The 18,505-nt window shown below is 74.4% G+C and carries 15 protein-coding genes and 1 pseudogene; 4 read left to right on the top strand and 12 right to left on the bottom strand.

All coding sequences use genetic code 11. From position 1 onward, the window contains the following. Positions 1-153: 153 nt before the first annotated feature. The 6 genes from hutI to ACZ4WV_RS30900 form a co-directional block, all read right to left on the bottom strand. Entirely contained in the window at positions 154-1,320 is a 1,167-nt protein-coding gene (gene hutI, locus ACZ4WV_RS30925; RefSeq protein ID WP_465751943.1) for an imidazolonepropionase, read from the bottom strand. 35 nt (positions 1,321-1,355) lie between these two features. Continuing rightward, positions 1,356-2,708: a formimidoylglutamate deiminase gene (locus ACZ4WV_RS30920; RefSeq protein ID WP_465751957.1), complete on the bottom strand. Its 1,353-nt coding sequence runs from the start codon at positions 2,706-2,708 to the stop codon at positions 1,356-1,358. Next, positions 2,705-3,886, bottom strand: coding sequence for an allantoate amidohydrolase (locus ACZ4WV_RS30915; protein WP_465751956.1), 1,182 nt, complete (start codon positions 3,884-3,886; stop codon positions 2,705-2,707). Before ACZ4WV_RS30915 ends, ACZ4WV_RS30920 begins: the two co-directional genes overlap by 4 nt. Before the next feature lie 20 nt (positions 3,887-3,906). Continuing rightward, on the bottom strand, positions 3,907-5,574 hold the full coding sequence (hutU, locus tag ACZ4WV_RS30910; protein WP_465751942.1) for a urocanate hydratase: 1,668 nt from the start codon (positions 5,572-5,574) through the stop codon (positions 3,907-3,909). Between the two features lie 271 nt (positions 5,575-5,845). Then, positions 5,846-6,169 (bottom strand): hypothetical protein, encoded by a 324-nt coding sequence (locus ACZ4WV_RS30905; protein ID WP_465751941.1) that lies wholly within the window; start codon positions 6,167-6,169, stop codon positions 5,846-5,848. A 59-nt stretch (positions 6,170-6,228) separates the two neighbouring features. Beyond that, entirely contained in the window at positions 6,229-7,098 is an 870-nt protein-coding gene (locus ACZ4WV_RS30900; RefSeq protein ID WP_465751940.1) for a MurR/RpiR family transcriptional regulator, read from the bottom strand. Positions 7,099-7,322: 224 nt separating this feature from the next. Between ACZ4WV_RS30900 and ACZ4WV_RS30895 the strand changes: the two genes are divergently transcribed. Next, a complete protein-coding gene (locus ACZ4WV_RS30895) occupies positions 7,323-7,742 on the top strand; it encodes a hypothetical protein (RefSeq protein WP_465751939.1) in 420 nt (139 codons plus the stop codon). 64 nt (positions 7,743-7,806) lie between these two features. On the opposite strand, the gene hutH is transcribed toward ACZ4WV_RS30895, so the two are convergent. Then, positions 7,807-9,384 carry a histidine ammonia-lyase gene (gene hutH, locus ACZ4WV_RS30890; RefSeq protein WP_465751955.1) on the bottom strand — a complete coding sequence of 526 codons (1,578 nt, stop codon included), beginning with the start codon at positions 9,382-9,384 and terminating at the stop codon, positions 7,807-7,809. 49 nt (positions 9,385-9,433) lie between these two features. Further along, on the bottom strand, positions 9,434-10,687 hold the full coding sequence (locus ACZ4WV_RS30885; protein WP_465751938.1) for a macrolide family glycosyltransferase: 1,254 nt from the start codon (positions 10,685-10,687) through the stop codon (positions 9,434-9,436). A gap of 147 nt (positions 10,688-10,834) precedes the next feature. Here ACZ4WV_RS30885 and ACZ4WV_RS30880 point away from each other — a divergent pair, with 147 nt between their 5' ends. Then, on the top strand, positions 10,835-11,455 hold the full coding sequence (locus tag ACZ4WV_RS30880) for a TetR/AcrR family transcriptional regulator (protein WP_465751937.1): 621 nt from the start codon (positions 10,835-10,837) through the stop codon (positions 11,453-11,455). On the opposite strand, the gene ACZ4WV_RS30875 is transcribed toward ACZ4WV_RS30880, so the two are convergent. The 4 genes and pseudogenes from ACZ4WV_RS30875 to ACZ4WV_RS30860 all read right to left on the bottom strand — a co-directional run bounded on the left by ACZ4WV_RS30875 (position 11,433) and on the right by ACZ4WV_RS30860 (position 16,310). Further along, positions 11,433-11,825: a hypothetical protein gene (locus ACZ4WV_RS30875; RefSeq protein ID WP_465751936.1), complete on the bottom strand. Its 393-nt coding sequence runs from the start codon at positions 11,823-11,825 to the stop codon at positions 11,433-11,435. The genes ACZ4WV_RS30880 and ACZ4WV_RS30875 overlap by 23 nt on opposite strands. Positions 11,826-12,575: 750 nt before the next feature. Next, positions 12,576-13,826 (bottom strand): annotated as a pseudogene (locus tag ACZ4WV_RS30870) (GGDEF domain-containing protein); the annotation flags it as partial. Between the two features lie 268 nt (positions 13,827-14,094). After that, positions 14,095-15,216, bottom strand: a complete 1,122-nt coding sequence (locus ACZ4WV_RS30865; protein WP_465751935.1) for an adenylate/guanylate cyclase domain-containing protein — start codon at positions 15,214-15,216, stop codon at positions 14,095-14,097. Positions 15,217-15,389: 173 nt separating this feature from the next. Continuing rightward, positions 15,390-16,310 carry a biotin--[acetyl-CoA-carboxylase] ligase gene (locus ACZ4WV_RS30860; protein ID WP_465751934.1) on the bottom strand — a complete coding sequence of 307 codons (921 nt, stop codon included), beginning with the start codon at positions 16,308-16,310 and terminating at the stop codon, positions 15,390-15,392. Positions 16,311-16,542: 232 nt separating this feature from the next. Here ACZ4WV_RS30860 and ACZ4WV_RS30855 point away from each other — a divergent pair, with 232 nt between their 5' ends. Next, a complete protein-coding gene (locus ACZ4WV_RS30855; RefSeq protein ID WP_465751933.1) occupies positions 16,543-18,132 on the top strand; it encodes an acyl-CoA carboxylase subunit beta in 1,590 nt (529 codons plus the stop codon). 29 nt (positions 18,133-18,161) lie between these two features. Beyond that, positions 18,162-18,383, top strand: a complete 222-nt coding sequence (locus tag ACZ4WV_RS30850) for an acyl-CoA carboxylase subunit epsilon (protein WP_465751932.1) — start codon at positions 18,162-18,164, stop codon at positions 18,381-18,383. Positions 18,384-18,505: the final 122 nt, after the last annotated feature.

The following is an 18,505-nucleotide window of genomic DNA, read 5'->3' as shown; positions in this document are numbered from 1 at the left end:
CCCTCCCGCTCCGGGGCCGCCGTGGATTCCTGAGATCCACGGCGGCCCCGGTCGTTTCCGCTCGACACGGACGCGGTCGGCCCGCCTGTGGGGTGCCCGCAAGCCCGGGGCGCGGGGGCCTTCCGTGGGCCGTGCGCCGTGCTCCTGCGGGGCTCAGAACTCCCGGAGGCCCGATCGCCAGACGGCGGCCGTGAGCGGGACGCCCGGCCGGTAGGCGAGGTGGACGTGGGAGGGGGCGTCCAGCAGCAACAGGTCCGCGCGGGAGCCGACCGCGATCGTGCCGACGTCGGTGCGCCGCAGGGCGTGGGCGCCCCCGGCGGTCGCGGCCCAGACCGCCTCGTCCGGGGTCATGCCCATCTCCCGGACCGCCACCGCGATGCAGAACGCCATCGAGCTGGTGAAGCTGGAGCCCGGGTTGCAGTCCGTGGACAGGGCCACCACCGCTCCCGCGTCCAGCAGCCGGCGGCCGCTCGGGTACTCGGCGCGGGTGGAGAACTCCGCCCCCGGCAGCAGGGTGGCGACCGTCGCCGAGCCGGCCAGTGCCGCCACGTCCTCGTCGGTCAGATGGGTGCAGTGGTCCGCCGAGGCGGCCCCCAGCTCGACGGCGAGCTGCACGCCCGGCCCGTACGTCAACTGGTTGGCGTGCACCCGGGGGGTGAGACCGCGCTCGATGCCGGCGGTCAGGACGGCCCGCGCCTGGTCGCCGTCGAAGGCGCCCTTCTCGCAGAACACGTCCACCCAGCGGGCGTGCGGCGCGCAGGCGTCCAGCATCTCGCCGGTGACCAGGTCGACGTAGCCGGCCGGGTCGTCGGCGTACTCGGGGGCGACGATGTGCGCGCCCAGGTAGGTGGTCTCGGAGGTGTGCTTCGCGGCGACCCGCAGCGCCCGGGCCTCGTCCTCGACCGTCAGCCCGTAACCGGACTTGCACTCGACGGTGGTGGTGCCCTGCCGCAGCGCCTCCCGGACGAGCCGGGCCACGTTCGCCTCCAGTTCGGCGTCGCTCGCGGCCCGGGTGGCCGCCACCGTGGTGCGGATGCCGCCCGCCGTGTACGACTGGCCGGACATCCGGGCGTTGAACTCGGCGGTGCGGTCGCCCGCGAACACCAGGTGGGCGTGCGAGTCGACGAACCCGGGCAGCAGCGCCCGACCCTCGGCGTCGAAGCGCTCGTCCGCGGCGGGGGCCTGCGCCGCCGGGCCGACCCAGGCGACGGTGTCGCCGTCGACCACCACGGCCGCGTCGCTCAGCAGGCCCAGCGGACCGGTGCCGTGTCCGAGGTCATTGCTGACCAGGCTGCCGATGCCGGTGATCAAGATGCTCAAGTCAACGCCTTCCGGAGCGGTTGGGGAGGAACACGTCAGCAGTCCAGCGCGCCGATCGCGGAGCGCAGCGCCCCCGGCACGTCGGCCACCAGCTGGTGCACGCCGTCCCGGACGACGTGCCGCCCGCCGACCACGAGGTGCCGCACGTCCGCCGCCGAGGCCGCGAAGACGGCGATCTCGGCGCCGAGCCGGGGCGGCGGGCCCGCCGTGCGGACGGTGTCCAGCGCGATCGCGGTGAAGTCGGCGAGCGACCCGGCCTCGATCCGCCCGGCCTCCGGCCAGCCGAGCGAGGCGTGCCCGTCCTCGCCGCCGGCCCGGAGCAGGGCGTTGGCCGTCCAGTGGCCGCGGGTGCGGGTGCGCAGCCGCTCGTCCAGCTCCAGCGCGCGGGCCTCCTCGAACGGGTCGATCACCGCGTGGCTGTCGCTGCCCAGGGTGATCGGGCTGCCCGCCGTGGCGAGCCGGCGGGCCGGGCCGATGCCGTCCGCGAGGTCCCGCTCGGTGGTGGGGCACATGCAGACGGCGGTGGAGGAGTCGCTGAGGAGCTTGACGTCCTCGTCGGTGAGGTGGGTGGCGTGCACGGCCGAGGTGCGCGGCCCGAGCGCGCCGTGGTCGGCGAGCAGCCGGGTGGGGGTGACGCCGTGCGCGGCCAGGCAGGCGTCGTTCTCGGCGGTCTGCTCGGACAGGTGGACGTGCAGCGGCGCCCTGCGCGTAGCCGCCCAGTGCGCGACGGTGCCCAGCTGCTCGGCCGGGACGGCCCGGACGGAGTGGATCGCGGCGCCGATCCGGGCGTGCTCGCGCGGCGTGAGCGCCTCCGCCCGTGCCGCCCAGGCCTCGGCGTCGCCGTCGCTGAACCGCAGTTGCGGGTGGGTGGGCTCGGCGCCGAAGCCGGAGGACAGGTAGCAGGTGTCGAGCAGGGTGATCCGGATGCCGGCCCGGGCGGCGGCCTCGATCAGCGCCTCGCCCATCGCGTTGGGGTCGCGGTAGCGGGCGCCGCCGGAGGCGTGGTGCAGGTAGTGGAACTCGCCGACGGCGGTGATCCCGGCGAGCGCCATCTCGGCGTAGACGGCGGTGGCGAGCTCCAGGTAGGTGTCCGGGTCGAGCGCGCCGGCGAACCGGTACATGGTGTCGCGCCAGGTCCAGAAGGTGCCGGAGCCGACCTGGACGTGCCCGCGCAGCGCCCGGTGGAAGGCGTGCGAGTGGGCGTTCGCGTGGCCGGGCAGCACCAGCCCGTCGAGGCGCACGGCGCCGGGCGGGCAGGGCCCGCTGTCCGGGGTGACGGCGGTGATCCGCCCGTCCGGGCCGGTGGCGATCAGCACGTCCGGCTCGACCACCGGCCCGTTGGGGTGCGGCAGCCAGGCGTGCTGCGCCCAGTAGCTCACTGCGGTCACTGGCACGCCAGGTCCTCCAGTACGTCGGCGAGGGCGGCCACCCCGGCCAGGCAGTCGGCCTCCTCGGCGTGTTCGGCCGGGGAGTGCGAGACGCCGGTGGGGTTGCGCACGAACAGCATGGCGGTCGGGATCGCGGACGCCAGGATGCCGGCGTCGTGTCCGGCCCCGGTGGGCAGCACCGGGGCGTCCAGCAGCTTCGCGAGCCGGTCGCGCAGCGGGCCGTCGAAGTCCACCACCGGGGTGTAGGACTCCCGGGTCAGCTCGACCCGGACGCCGTCGCGCCCGCCGCGCTCGGCGGCGGTCCGCTCGATCTCGGCGACGAGTTCGGTGAGGGTGGCCTCGTCGGCGGCCCGGGAGTCCAGCCAGCCGCGCACCAGCGAGGCGATCGCGTTGGTGCCGTTGGGCTCGACGGCGACCTTGCCGAAGGTGGCCAGCGCGCCCGCGAGCTTCGCCTTCTTGCGGGCGGCGAGCACGGTGTTGGCGAAGGTCAGCATCGGGTCGCGGCGGTCCTCGATCCGGGTGGTGCCGGCGTGGTTGGCCTCGCCGTGGAAGTCGAACCGCCACCGGCCGTGCGGCCAGATCGCGCTGGCCACGCCGACCGGCTGCCCCTCGGCGAGGTGGCGCCCCTGCTCGACGTGGAGCTCGACGAAGGCGCCGATCCGGGCCAGCCGTTCGTCGTCCGCGCCGAGCGCGGTCGGGTCGTAGCCGGCCCGCTCCATCGCGTCGGGCAGCCGCAGACCGTCGGCGTCGCGCAGCTCGTACGCGGCCTCGCGGGAGAGCACCCCTGAGCTGAGCCGGGAGCCGATGCAGGCCACCCCGAACCGGGCGCCCTCCTCGTCGCCGAAGTTGACGATCGCCAAAGGCCGGTTGAACTCGCTTCTCCGGGCGCGCAGTTCGTCCAGCGCGGCGAAGGAGGAGACCACCCCGAGCGGGCCGTCGAAGGCGCCGCCGTCCGGGACGGAGTCCAGGTGCGAGCCGGTGACGACCGCGCCCCGGGCGGTCGGATCGCCCAGCCAGGCCCACTGGTTGCCGTTGCGGTCCAGCTCGTAGGTCAGCCCGCGGCTGCGGGCCTGCTGCTCGAACCAGGCACGGCACTCGGCGTCGGCGGAGTTCCAGGCGAAGCGGCGGTAGCCGCCGGAGGAGGCGGAGCGGCCCACGGGGAGCAGCTCCGCCCACATCTCCTCGAAGGACGGAACCGTCACAGTTCACCCATCGGGACGCGGACCCCGCGCTCGGCGGCGACCTCGGTGGCGCGGTCGTAGCCGGCGTCCACGTGCCGGATGACGCCCATGCCGGGGTCGTTGGTGAGCACCCGGCGGATCTTCTCCCCGGCCAGCGCGGTGCCGTCGGCGACGGTGACCTGGCCGGCGTGGATCGAGCGGCCGATGCCGACGCCGCCGCCGTGGTGGATGGACACCCAGGAGGCGCCGGAGGCGACGTTGACCATGGCGTTGAGCAGCGGCCAGTCGGCGATCGCGTCCGAGCCGTCCAGCATGGCCTCGGTCTCCCGGTACGGCGAGGCCACCGAGCCGCAGTCCAGGTGGTCGCGGCCGATCACGATCGGGGCGGACAGCTCGCCGGAGGCGACCATGTCGTTGAAGCGCTCGCCGGCCTTGTCGCGCTCGCCGTAGCCGAGCCAGCAGATGCGTGCGGGCAGGCCCTGGAAGTGCACCTTCTCCTGGGCCATCTTGATCCAGCGGGCCAGCGACTCGTTCTCCGGGAAGAGGTCGAGCACGGCCTTGTCGGTCTTGTGGATGTCCTGCGGGTCGCCGGACAGCGCCGCCCAGCGGAACGGGCCCTTGCCCTCGCAGAACAGCGGGCGGATGTACGCCGGGACGAAGCCGGGGAAGGCGAAGGCGCGGTCGTAGCCGGCCAGCTGGGCCTCGCCGCGGATCGAGTTGCCGTAGTCGAAGACCTCGGCGCCGCGGTCCAGGAAGCCGACCATCGCCTCGACGTGCCGGGCCATGGACTCGCGGGAGCGCTGGGTGAACTCGGCGGGCTTGGCGGCCGCGTAGTCCGCCATGTCGTCGAAGTCGACGCCGACCGGCAGGTAGCTGAGCGGGTCGTGGGCGCTGGTCTGGTCGGTGACGATGTCGATCGGCGCGTCCATCGCGAGCAGCTGCGGGACCAGCTCGGCGGCGTTGCCCAGCACGCCGATGGACAGCGGCTGCCGCTTGTCACGGGCGGCGGTGGCGAGCTCCAGGGCGTGGGAGAGGTCCTTGGCCTCGACGTCCAGGTAGCGGTGCTCGATCCGGCGGGAGATCCGCGACGGGTCGCAGTCGATGCAGATCGCCACGCCGCCGTTCATGGTGACGGCCAGCGGCTGGGCGCCGCCCATGCCGCCGAGACCGGCGGTGAGGGTGATGGTGCCCTCCAGCGTTCCCTCGAACCGCTTGTTGGCGACGGCGGCGAAGGTCTCGTAGGTGCCCTGGAGGATGCCCTGGGTGCCGATGTAGATCCAGGAACCGGCGGTCATCTGGCCGTACATGGTGAGCCCGAGGCTCTCCAGGCGGCGGAACTCCTCCCAGTTGGCCCAGTCGCCGACCAGGTTGGAGTTGGCGATCAGCACGCGCGGCGCCCACTCGTGGGTCTGCATCACGCCGACCGGCCGGCCGGACTGGACCAGCATGGTCTCGTCCTGCTTCAACCCCTGCAGCGTCTTCACCATGGCGTCGAAGGAGCGCCAGTCCCGCGCCGCCTTGCCGGTGCCGCCGTACACGACCAGCTTCGACGGGTGCTCGGCCACCTCGGGGTCGAGGTTGTTCATCAGCATCCGCAGGGCGGCCTCCTGCTGCCACCCCTGCGTGGTGAGTCCCGTCCCGCGCGCCGCGCGCACCTCTCGCGGCCCGCTCGTCTGCTGCACCATGTCCCGGCCTCCTGCGGATGGATTCATTCAAGCCCTGTTCGACTGAATATATCTAAACAGCGAACATTCGACCAGACCCCGCAGCCATCCGATCAGCCACAGCACCGGCCGACTTGGCGCGCCGGCCGGAACCAGGCGAACACCAGCCACTCGGCCCAGTACCGGAGAGCGGAGGGCCAGTCCGCCCACCGCGCCGTCCACCGTTCCGCTGCCCGTCGAACCAGCGGACGGCCGAACTCCCGATCTCCGCCCCGCGGCGGCCTGGGCGCGCTCAGGCCGCCGCGTCGCCGCCGTCCCAGTCGATGCCGATCTCGGCGAGCCAGCGGCGGTCGTCGGCGTCCGGGGTGGGCGGGGACGGCGGGCGCGGGACGTTCTGGACGGGGCCGAGGCCGTAGCGCTCGGCAGCGGCGGCGGCGCGGGCGTCGGGTTCGATGACGCCGACGTGGACGGCGGACTCGTCGCCCGGATCGAGGACGGTCAGTTCGGGATCGGGCAGGCGTCGCAGGGTGACGCGGCGTCCGCAGGCGGGGCAGGACCATTCGTCGGCACCCGAGGCGAGGCGGGCGACGAACTTCATCTCGTGGATCACGCGCATGGGCGGCACCCCCTGCTGTAGGGGATGCCCGGGCTTGTGGGCGAGTACTCCCTCGGCCGTTATTCCAGGAAGAGCCCGCGCGCCGACGCCGACTGCTCGATCGCCTCCAACCGGGCCTCCGCACCCGGGAGTTCGTCACACATGGTCTGCAACAGCACCCGGCCGAGCATCATCGGCGCGCAGGCGGTGTCGAAGACCAGCCCGGTGCCGACGGCCGCCGGCAGCATCAGGTCGGAGAGCTTGGCGACCGGCGAGAAGGCGCTGTCGGCCACCGTGAGCACCGTCAACCCGCAGTCCCGGCCGACCGCCAGAGCGTCCATCAACTCCCGCGGGTAGCGCGGAAGCGCGAAGCAGAGCAGCGCGGTGGCGCCCGCCGCGGTGGCCTGTTCCAGCCGGTCGGCGAGCATGCTGCCGCCTTCGTCCAGCAGCCGGATGTCCGGGTGCACCTTGGCCGCGAAGTACGCGAAGCCGCGCGCCTGCGCGGAGGCGGCCCGCAGGCCGAGCACCGGCAGCGGGCGGGAGGCGGCGAGCAGCCGGGCGGCCCGGGTGATCGGCTCGGTGTCGGCGAGCAGTTCGGCGAGGTGGCGCAGGTGCTCGATCTCGGCGAGCACCGCCTGCTGGTGCTCGTTGCGCACCGCGTCGGCCGGGGTCTCCGGCGCGGCCGGCTCGCCCGCGCCGAGTTCGCGCAGCTGCTTGCGCAGCGCCGGGTAGCCGTCGTACCCGAGCGCGACCGCGAAGCGGGTGACGGAGGGCTGGCTCACCCCGGCGAGTTCGGCGACCTCGACGCTGGACAGGAACGGCGCCTCGGTGGCGTGCCGGACCAGCGAGTGGGCGATCCGCCGCTGGGTGGGCGTCAACCGGTGCCCTTCGAACAGCTGCAACAGCCGGGCGGAGGGGCCGACGGTGCCGGCCTCGTCGATGGCGGTCATCAGCGGTACCTCCGGATGCGAGCGGTTGGACGACGACTGTGCAGCAGCGCGGCGCGCCAGGCAAAGACGTCTCGTACGGCGGGATGCCCCGTGGGACGTCCCGAGGTTCGGACGGCGGGCCCGGGCGCGAGGGGCTCGGGGGAACCCTGATTTCCCCCTGACCTCGCCCGGATTCCCCCCGCGAACGGATGGACCGGGCCCCGTGGGGGCCCCAGGCTATGGGCATGGACACTCGCCAGGACGAACTGCGGCGCGACCTCGACGCCACCCTGCAGGCCCGCAAGGAACTCGGCAAGGAGTACGAGGACGCACTCGTCGACTCCTTCATGAAGCGCCTGGACGCCCGCCTGGACGCCCGGGTCGATCGCTCGGCCGCCGGGCGGACGGACGACTACGCGCCCTCCGACCGGGACCGCCGGGACCGCGACCGCCGCGGCTGGGCGTCCGGCCGGTCCGGCAACCGCCTGGCGGTGGTCTCGCTGGCCTTCGGCATCCCGCTGACCGCGATCGCCAGCAGCCCCGAGAGCGGCGGCTTCGTCGGTCTGCTGGCCTGCTGGGCGGGCATCGTCGGGGTCAACTTCGCGGCCGCGCTGGGCAATCGCCGCGACCGCCAGGACCGCCGCCCGCGGGGCGACTGGGACTGAGCCGTACCGCACGGCCCGGCCCCCGTCACCCCGCGTCCGTGTCCGTGCCCGTGTCCGCGGCGACTCAGGCCAGCGGCCCGGTGACCCGTTCCACCGCCCGCACCAGTCCCCCGGAGGCGACCAGCGCGGCGGCGGCCTCCAGGTCCGGCGAGAGGAAGCGGTCCCGGCCGGCGCCGCCGACCCCCGCCTCACGGGCGGCGGCCAGCGCGGCCGCGGTGGCCGGGGCGAGCCGGCCGGCCGAGTCGGCCTGCTGACGGAACTCCAGCGCGCGGGCCGCGGCGGTCAGTTCGACGGCCAGGATCCGGCCGAGGTTCTCCACCGCCTGGCGCAGCTTGCGGGCGGCCGACCAGCCCATCGACACGTGGTCCTCCTGCATCGCGGAGGACGGGATGGAGTCGACCGAGGCCGGGACGGCGAGCCGCTTGTTCTCGCTGACCAGCGCCGCCTGGGTGTACTGGGCGATCATCAGGCCGGAGTCCACGCCGGGGTCGTCCGCCAGGAAGGCCGGCAGGCCGTGCGAGCGGGCCTTGTCGAGCAGCCGGTCGGTGCGGCGCTCGGAGATCGAGCCGAGGTCGGCGGCCGCGATGGCGAGGAAGTCCAGCACGTACGCGACCGGCGCACCGTGGAAGTTGCCGTTGGACTCGACCCGGCCGTCCGGCAGCACCACCGGGTTGTCCACCGAGGCGGCCAGCTCGCGCGAGGCAACCAGCTGGGCGTGCGCCAGGGTGTCCCGGCCGGCGCCGGCCACCTGCGGGGCGCAGCGGATGGAGTAGGCGTCCTGGACGCGCGGCGCGTCGTCCTGGTGGTGGCCGGTGAGGCCGGAGTCCTTGAGCACGGCCAGCATGTTGGCGGCGCTGAGCGCCTGCCCGGGGTGGGGGCGGATCGGGGCGTGCAGTTCGGGGGCGAGCACCTTCTCGGTGCCGAGCAGCGCCTCCAGGCTCATCGCGGCGGTGATGTCGGCGGTGGTGAACAGCCGCTGGAGGTCGGCGATGGCCATCACCAGCATGCCGAGCATGCCGTCGGTGCCGTTGATGAGGGCCAGGCCCTCCTTCTCCAGCAGCTCGACCGGCTCGATGCCGGCGGCGGCGAGCAGCTCGGCGACGGGCTTCTCCACCCCGTCCGGGCCGGTGGCGGTGCCCTCGCCCATCAGCACCAGCGCGCAGTGCGACAGCGGGGCGAGGTCACCGGAGCAGCCGAGCGAGCCGAACTCCCGGACGACCGGGGTGATGCCCGCGTTGAGCAGGGCTGCCATGGTCTGCGCGACCAGCGGCCGGACGCCGGTGCGGCCGGAGGCCAGCGTCTTCATCCGCAGGAACATCAGCGCGCGGACCACCTCGCGCTCGACCGCCGGCCCCATGCCGGCCGCGTGCGAGCGCACCAGCGAGCGCTGGAGCTGGGCGCGCAGCTCGGGGCTGATGTGCCGGACGGCGAGGGCGCCGAAGCCGGTCGACACGCCGTAGACGGGGCGGGGCTCGGCGGCGAGGGCGTCGATCCGGGCGCGGGCGGCCGCCATCTCGGCGAGCGCGTCAGGACCGATCTCGACCCGGGCGTTGCCCCGGGCGACGGCCAGCACGTCCTCCGCACTGACGTCGGCCTTGCCGACCTGGACCAGCGGAGCGTCGGGGGCCACAGCACTGTGCATATCCATATACACAATCACACCAGGTGAATGAAGATATGACAACAGCTGCTCACCATCCGGATTCTCCGACGCCCCGCTCCGCACCGCACGCCCGGGGCCGCAGCCAGCCCTTCAGCTCGGCCTCGATCAGGTCGGCCGCCCGCCCGGTGCCACCCTCGGCGCGGCCGGCCGCGGACAGCGCCGCCAGCCGCTCGGCCACCGCCGGGTCGCCGACCAGCTCCAGCAGGGCGGCCCGCAGCTCCTCCGGGGCGGCCGTGCCGTCCAGGCGGCGGGCGACCCCGAGGCCGACCAGGGCGTCCGCGTTCGTGAACTGGTCGGCGCCCTGCGGTACGGCGATCATCGGCACGGCGTGGAACAGCCCCTCGCTGGAGCCACCCATCCCCGCGTGGGTGACGAAGGCGTCGGCCTGGGCGAGCACCGACAGCTGGGGCACCCAGCGGTGCACCTCGACGGTGTCGGGCACCTCGCCCAGCTCGGCCAGGTCGGTGTGGGCGCCGATCTGCAGCACGGTGTGCCAGCCGGGCAGGCCCCCGAAGGCCTGGACGCAGGCCCGGTAGAAGGCGGGCTGGTTGGTGTAGGCGGAGCCGAGCGAGACCAGCAGCACCTTCTCCGCCCCGGCCGGGCGCTGCCACGCGCCCTGGTGGGCGCGGTCGCCGAAGCAGGGCCCGACGAAGGTCACCCGCTTCCCGTCCACCCGGTCGGCGTTCGGCTGCAGGGCGCGCGGGATGAGCGCGATCGCGCGCTCCGGGCGGCCCTTGAAGGCGTCCACGTCGCGTTGCACCGCGCCGGCCTCGGCCAGCCAGTCGGCGTACCGGCGGTAGTGCTCCGCCCCGCCGGGCGCCTGGCGGACCGCGTCGAAGACCTCCGGGAAGTCCTGCTCGAAGCCCTCCCAGCCGACGTAGGTGGGCGACAGCTGCACCACCGGCACGCCGAGCCGCTCGCCGAGCGCCCGCCCGGCGAAGCCCGCGATGTCGCAGAGCACCAGGTCGGGGCGGTCCGCGCCATCGGCGAAGCGCTCCAGCAGGACGGGCCACATGGCCAGCGCGTCGTCCAGGAAGAGCTCCTGCAGCGCCACCGGGTCCGTGGACCAGCCCGCCGGGTCGTCGGTGAGCGGCAGCGTCGACGGGTACGGGACGAAGGCGGCGCCGGTGGACTCGACCGTCTCCCGGAAGCGGGGGGCGTTGACGTAGCTGACCCGGTGGCCCCGGGCGACCAGCTCGGCGATCACGGCCAGGCTGGGATTGACGTGGCCGTGGGCCGGGATGGAGACCATCAGGATGTGGGCGGGGTGGGAGCGGGTCATGCGGCACCTCCGGGATCGTGGGCGACGGGAGAAGACGAGACCCGCCGAAACGCGGCCCCGACACGTCGAGACGAGACGTTGCGTCTCGCGACTTCGCCAGGACGATACGATACGTCTCGTCTCGCCGCCTCGCAAAGGATTTCCACCATGGCCTCCAGAACCGCCCCCGACCCCGCCCGCCGCAGCGAGCGCTCCCGCGCGGCCGTCCTGACCGCCGCGTACGAACTCGTCTCCGAGGTCGGCTTCGGCAAGCTCACCATCGAGGCGATCGCCGCCCGGGCCGGCGTCGGCAAGCAGACCATCTACCGCTGGTGGCCCTCCAAGGGCGCGGTCGTCTTCGACGCCTTCCTCGCCGCGAACGCGCGCGAGGGCGACTTCGCCCTCCCCGACACCGGCGACCTCGCCGCCGACCTGCGGACGGTCCTGCGCAGCTCCGCGGAGGAGCTCACCGACCCCGCGCTCGACCGCACCTACCGCGCCCTCAGCGCCGAGATCCTCAACGACCCGGCGCTCCAGGCCGAGTACCGCACCCGGCTGCTGGAACCGCTGCTGGACGTCACCCGCGACCGCCTCCGCAGCGCCCGCGAAGCCGGCCGGCTGCCCGCCGACACCGACCTCGACCTCGCCGTGGAACTCCTCTACGGCCCGCTGTACTACCGCTGGATGCACCAGCTCGGCCCGCTCGACCACGCCCACGCGGACCGCCTGGTCGACGCCGTGCTCCGCGCCCTCGGGGCGCCCCCGGCTACCGGCCGTTCCGCCGTCTGACCAGGTACACCAGCACCACCACGGCCAGCACGACCGCCAGCACCGCGGCGAGGAACCAGCCGAACACCGCGTCCAGCGCCCGCCCGACGACGCTGCGGCGGACCTTCCGGACGCGCCGCGTCGCCGCGTGGTCCGTGATCCGGTGCGCCCGCAGGCCCGCCCGCAGCTGCGGCGCCCGCTGAGGCGCCGTCGGCGCGGGGGTCGCCCGTACGGGCGCCGGACCCGGCTGTCCCGACTGGGCCGCTTGGGCCACTGAGCGGCCCGCCGGGGCGGTCGTCACCGCTGCCGCCGACGCCTCAGCGGGCGCCGCCATCCCTCCCCCGAGCACCAGCGCCCCGGCCACCGCCGCGCCCACCAGCCGTCCGCCCACCGTCGCCCCCGCTCCCCGGTCCAACCCGGCCACCATCCCACCGCCCCGGCACCCCTCGGCAGCCCCCCGGAGCGAACCGCGACCCAGCCGCGACCGGGCGGTCACCGAACCGGCACAAAGCGGCGCCGACGGCCCTCGGCCGGCCGGCCGGACGCGGCACCCGACGCCCGTACGGCCCGGTCCTCACATCACCGGCGGTGAGGCCGCCCCCGCCAGCGCCACCGCGACCAGCGCCCGCATCGCGCAGGCCGCCTGCCCGAGCGGCAGGGTCGCGTCGTCGGCGAAGAGCTCGACCAGCCACCCGCCCGCCGCGTTCTGCCCGCCCGCCGCGACCATCCCCCGGTAGCCGGAGACGACCAGCATCGCCTCCTCCGCCGGGTCGTTCCCCGCCGCGCCCGCGCGCAGCGCGAAGGCGCCGCCCCGGACGGCCCGGCGGGTCATCGGGTAGTGCCGCAGGTCGAAGACGGCGTCCGGGGCCTCGATCTGGGCCCGCTGGGTCTCGGCGCGGGTGCTGCTGGGCCCGCTGGTCATCCGGTAGACGGCGTGCTGGGAGGTGCGCATCAGGTGGGAGCCGGGCGGCACGTAGGAGACCCACCAGCCGACCGCGTCGAGCAGCCGGGCGGAGGTCTCGGCGACCACGACCAGCTTGGCGAGGGTGTCGGCCGGGTGGACGGCCCGGGCGGCCGCGGCCTGGTCGAGCGCGGACAGGACGGCGGTGAGCAACTGGCCGGGGTCGGCGCTGTGGGCGGCGCCGCGGAAGCGCCGCCGGTCGCCCGTACCTGCCCGCCCGCCCGGTCCGCGGCGGCCGTCGGCGCGGTGCTGCGGGTCGGCGGCGTCGGCGAGCAGCACGGTCGGGTCGGGCGAGAAGCCGGGGCCGTGGCTGCGCCCGGCGACGACGGGGTGGGCGGCGCGGGCGGCCTTGGCCCGGTACTGGGCGGCGTCGGCGAGCCGGAAGAGCCGGTCCGGCGTGGTGACCGGGCCGATGGAGTCCCCGGTGGAGGCGACGCCGCAGGCGACCCCCTCGCCCTCGGACAGTGCGAGCGCCCGCGCGCACAGCTCCTCGGCGGCGGCGACCACCTCGTCGGCCTTCTGCCCCTCCGCCAGCAGGCAGAACTCGTCGCCGCCGAGCCGCGCGGCGAGGCTGCCGGGCAGTTTGGCGGCGGTCAGCGAGAGCTGGTGGGCGAACCGTTCCAGCAGCCTGTCGCCCATCTCGTGGCCGAGCTGGTCGTTGACCCGCTTCAGCCCGTTGACGTCGCAGACCACCAGGGACACCACGGTGTTGTCCCGGTTGTGCGCCTCCAGCGCGCTCTCCAGCCGGGCGTCGACCGCGCGCCGGTTGGCCAGGCCGGTGAGCGGGTCGGAGAAGGCGAGCTTGCGCAGGTCGGCGAGGCGCTCGGTCTGGGCGAGCCCGGCCGAGATCTGGGCGGCGAGCAGGGTCGCGTAGTCGGCGTCGGCCTGGGTGAACGCGGGCATCCCGGTCGAGCGGGCGAGGTAGAGCTCGCCCCAGGCCTGCCCGTGCAGCAGGATCGGCGCGACCACGCAGCAGGCGCGCCCGCGTCGGCGCAGCGCCGCGGCGCGTTCCTGGCAGTACGCGCCGGCGGTCGGGTGGGTGTGCCCGGTCTGCGGTTCGTCGTTCTCGGCGGTCTGCAGCCAGGCGCGGGGCAGGCGCCCGGTGGTCCAGCGCTCCTCCAGGTACGTCACGATCTCCGGGAAGTCCGCGACCGGGTACGACTCGTCCTCCGGCAGCTCCTCCTCGCCGGGAGCGAGCTGCCCGTGGTTGACCAGGACCCGCAGCCGGCCGGATTCGCGGTCCCAGACGGAGACGGCCGCCATGGTGGCGCCGAGCGCCTCGGTGGCCCGGGCGGCGGCGGCACGGACGGCCTCCAGCGGGGTGAGCGCACCGGCCATGTCCTGGGCGAGTTCGACCACCGACTGCAGCCGCAGGTCGGGCAGCGCCTCGGAGTGGCACGGGCCCTCACAGTCGCAGCCGCGGTCCGTCATGATCGCCTCACTGCTCACCGGCTCGCCTCGCTCCCTGTGCTCGGTCCTGCCAGACCCCCGTAGCCGATCGCACCCGTCCGGCCGCTTGCACCAAGACTATGGCGATTTCGTTGGGTTATGCCCCGTTTGCCCGGACGGACCCGCCCGGCGACCGTACGGCGTTCAACCGTTCGGCCACTCGGAGACCCGCCCCGTGGGAGGCACCCGTTCCACGGGAGGGCACCAGCCCCACCGGAAGCGCCCTTCCCAGCCGGGGGCACCCCGCCGGCTACTCCGCCTTCAGCCGCCGCGACAGCAGCCACGGCTCGACCAGGCCCAGCCCGCGCACCGGCCGCCGCCACATCGGCTGCAGGTGGAACCGGGCCCCACCGTCCGGCCCCGGCACCGGCAGACCGGAGGCCGGCATCCCGGCGGCCACCGACAGCGCCTCGGCCAGGCCCGGCCCCTCGGAGTCGGGCGGGGCGACGCTGCCGTTCTGCTCCAGCGCGGCGGCGAACTGCCCGTCGATCAGCACCGCGTCCTTGGGCGCGATCGAGGTGAGCCGGCTGGCCAGGTTCACCGTGGTGCCGAAGACGTCCCCCATCCGCTGGGTGACCGTCCCGAAGGCCATGCCGACCCGCAGGGCCGGGATGGTGTCGTCCTCGGCCAGCGCCTCGATCAGGCTCAGGGCGATCTCGCCGGCGGTCGCCGGGTCCTCGGAGACATAGAGGATCTCGTCGCCGAGGGTCTTGATCACCCGGCCGCCCTGCCCGGCGATCAGGTCGGAGCAGGTGTTCTCGAAGGTCTCGACCAGCTCGCCGAGTTCCTCCTCCTCCAGTCGCCGCGACAGCCGGGTGAAGCCGACCAGGTCCGCGAAGCCGACGGCGAGCCGGCCGCTGGTGATCTCGTGGTCCTCGGCGGCCTGCACCACCCGGCCGGTGACGGCGGCCAGCTGGCGCCGCCAGACGTACACCAGGAACTGCTCCAGCTCCGGCAGCAGCAGCTCGACCAGCGGGTACGCGACGTCGGCGCGGGTCAGTCCGGGCTCGACGGACTGGGTGAGGTTCTCCAGGAAGGTGTCCATCTGCCAGCCGGCCAGCCGGGCCGTGGTCTGGCCGGTGGAGCGGGCCACCTGGATCGCCATCGACTCGCTGAGCAGCCCGGACTCGACCAGGCCGGCGAGGCGCCGCAGGGCGATCACGTCACCGTCGGTGAGCGCCCGGGACTGGCCGATGTCGGGGAAACCCATGGCCCGCCAGAAGCGGGTGGCCAGCTCCATCGGGACGTCGGCGGCACGCGCGGCCTGGTACGGGGTGTAGCGGCGTGGCGCGTCCAGGATCAGGCGTTCGAGTTCGAGCGCGACCGTGGGATCGTGGTTGCCCGCCGTCCCGCCGCTGCCGTCCTCTGCCACCGGTTCGTCCCCGTGCGGTTGCCGCACTTGCCTCGTTTCCTACCTGTCCGGGCGCACCGCCCGCCACCCGGGCGGACAGTGGCGCGCCTCACACCGCTGCCAGGTGGAATGTTCGCACGGAATCCCGTGATCCGGGGCATCCGCCCGGGTCAAGGGGTGGTGAAGAGTGCCGTTCAGCGCGCTTCGGGGCGGACGTGGACGACGTCCCCCGCGCCGACCGCCCGGCGCACGCCGTCGGCCGTGCGGACGACCAGCCGGCCGTCCCCGTCGATCGCCACCGCCTCGCCGACCAGCTCACGGTCGCCCGGCAGGTGCACCTTCACCTGACGGCCGAGCGTGGTGCAACGGTCCGCGTACGCGCGCATCAGCTCGCTCGCGTGCGGGTCCCCGGCGGCGGCCGTCCACTCGCCGTACAGCGTGGCGAACTCGCGCAGCAGGGCGCGCAGCAGGACGGACCGGTCGGTGGTCCCGGCGCCGGCCAGCGCGAGCGAGGCGGCGGTGGGGACGGGCAGCTCCTCCTGGCGCAGCGAGACGTTCAGCCCCATCCCGGCCACCACGGCGCCGCCGCTCAGTTCGGTGAGGATGCCGCCGAGCTTGCGTTCCGCGCCCTCGATGGCCACCTGGAGGTCGTTGGGCCACTTCAGCCCGACGTCGACCCCGGCCACCCGGCCGAGCGTGCTGGCCGCGGCCACGCCGACCAGGATCGGCAGCCAGCCGTACCGCTCGACCGGCACGCCCTCGGGGCGCAGCAGGAAGGACAGGAACAGCCCGGAGCGGGCGGGGGCGCTCCACTGCCGGTCCAGCCGGCCGCGCGCCGCGCTCTGCGCCTCGGCGACCAGCACCGCGCCCTGCGGGGCGCCGGCCCGGGCCCGCTCGGCGAGGTCGGTGTTGGTGGAGCCGGTCTCGGCGACGACGTCCAGCGAAGTCCACAGCCCGCCCGGGACGACCAGGTCCCGGCGCAGCGCCGCCTCGTCCAGGGGAGGCCGGTCCAGGTCGGTCCAGGGGGACGGCCCGGTACGGCCGAAGCCGCGCAGTCCGCTGCGGCGGGGCGTGTCGGGGGTGTCCGGTGCGTCGGGGGTGTCGGGTGCGGTCATGGTCAGCACACTAGGACGTGCCGGAGGCGCAGTCCGCCCCATCGTCCCGCACAACCCGCGTCGACACACTGTGTCGATGGCCATAACGCCAGGACATGACGCACGGCCCCGCGCGCTGGCTACGCTACCCAACGGTAGTTCGCAGCGCCGCCCTGCCCTCATGCACGGGCCCCCGACTCCGGCCCGCGCGCAATCGAACAGGTCGCGGCCCAGGATCAGGGAGAGCCACCGGATGACCGAGGCGCCGTACGACCCCCACACCACCGCCGGCAAGCTCGCCGACCTGCGGCGCAGGCTGGACGAGGCGGTGCACTCCGGCTCGGCCAAGGCCGTCGAGAAGCAGCACGCCAAGGGCAAGCTGACCGCCCGTGAGCGGGTCGTCGAGCTGCTGGACGAGGACTCCTTCGTCGAGTTCGACGAGTTCGCCCGGCACCGCTCGACCAACTTCGGCCAGGAGCGCAACCGCCCGTACGGCGACGGCGTGGTGACCGGCTACGGCACCATCGACGGCCGCCAGGTCGCGGTCTTCGCCCAGGACTTCACCGTCTTCGGCGGCTCGCTCGGCGAGGTCTTCGGCGAGAAGATCGTCAAGGTGATGGACTTCGCGCTGAAGACCGGCTGCCCGGTCATCGGCATCAACGACTCCGGCGGCGCCCGGATCCAGGAGGGCGTGGTCTCACTCGGCCTCTACGGCGAGATCTTCCGCCGCAACGTGCACGCCTCGGGCGTCATCCCGCAGATCTCGCTGATCATGGGCCCCTGCGCCGGCGGCGCGGTGTACTCCCCCGCGATCACCGACTTCGTGGTGATGGCCGACCAGACCTCGCACATGTTCATCACCGGCCCGGACGTGATCAAGACGGTGACCGGCGAGGACGTCGGCATGGAGGAGCTGGGCGGCGCCCGCACCCACAACACCAAGTCCGGCAACGCGCACTACCTGGCCACGGACGAGAAGGAGGCGATCGAGTACGTCAAGAGCCTGCTCTCGTACCTGCCCTCCAACAACCTGAGCGACCCGCCGTCCTACCCCGAGCAGGCGGACCTCACCGTCACCGCCGAGGACCTCGAACTCGACACCATCGTGCCGGACTCGGCGAACCAGCCGTACGACATGCACAAGGTCATCGAGCACGTCCTCGACGACGGCGAGTTCCTGGAGACCCAGCCGCTGTACGCGGGCAACATCATCACCGGCTTCGGCCGGGTCGAGGGCCACGCCGTCGGCATCGTCGGCAACCAGCCGATGGACCTGGCCGGCTGCCTGGACATCAACGCCAGCGAGAAGGCCGCCCGCTTCATCCGCACCTGCGACTCCTTCAACATCCCGGTGCTGACCTTCGTCGACGTGCCCGGCTTCCTGCCCGGCACCGAGCAGGAGTGGGACGGCATCATCCGCCGCGGCGCCAAGCTGATCTACGCCTACGCCGAGGCCACCGTCCCGCTGATCACCGTGATCACCCGCAAGGCCTTCGGCGGCGCGTACGACGTCATGGGCTCCAAGCACCTGGGCGCCGACCTCAACCTGGCCTGGCCGACCGCGCAGATCGCGGTGATGGGGGCGCAGGGCGCGGTCAACATCCTGCACCGCCGGGAGATCGCCGAGGCCGAGGCGGCCGGCAGCGTCGAGGAGAAGCGCGCCGAGCTGATCGCCTCGTACGAGGACACCCTGCTGAACCCGTACCTGGCGGCCGAACGCGGCTACGTCGACGCGGTGATCGCCCCGAGCGAGACCCGCCGGCACATCGTCCGGGGCCTGCGGGCGCTGCGCGGCAAGCGCGAGGTGCTGCCGCCCAAGAAGCACGGCAACATCCCCCTGTAGGCCCCTTCCCTGTCGGGAGAGAAAAAGCCATGTCCCCGATCCACGTGCTGCACGGGCAGCCGACCCCCGAGGAGCTCGCCACCGTCCTGGCGGTGGTCCAGGCCCGGGCCGCCGCCGCGCAGGCCGCCGCCGAGGCGGCGCGCCGGGCGGGCGTCGGCCCGGCCTCCCCCTGGAACGACCGCTCCCGCCTGTTCCGCCCCGCCCTCCACCCGGGCGTCAACGCCTGGCGGACCTCGGGCTGGGCGCACTGAAGTGACCGGCACGGGGGGGGGGGGGGGGGGGGGGGGGGGGGGGGCGGGGGGGGGGGGGGGGGTTGTTGGGGGGGGGGGGGGGGGGGGGGGGGGGGGGGGGGGGGGGGGGGGGGGGGGTGGGG

It is taken from the genome of Kitasatospora sp. NPDC029312, from assembly GCF_055569215.1.
Note: the sequence above shows the minus strand (reverse complement) of the source record. Positions and strands in the feature narration are given on the sequence as shown.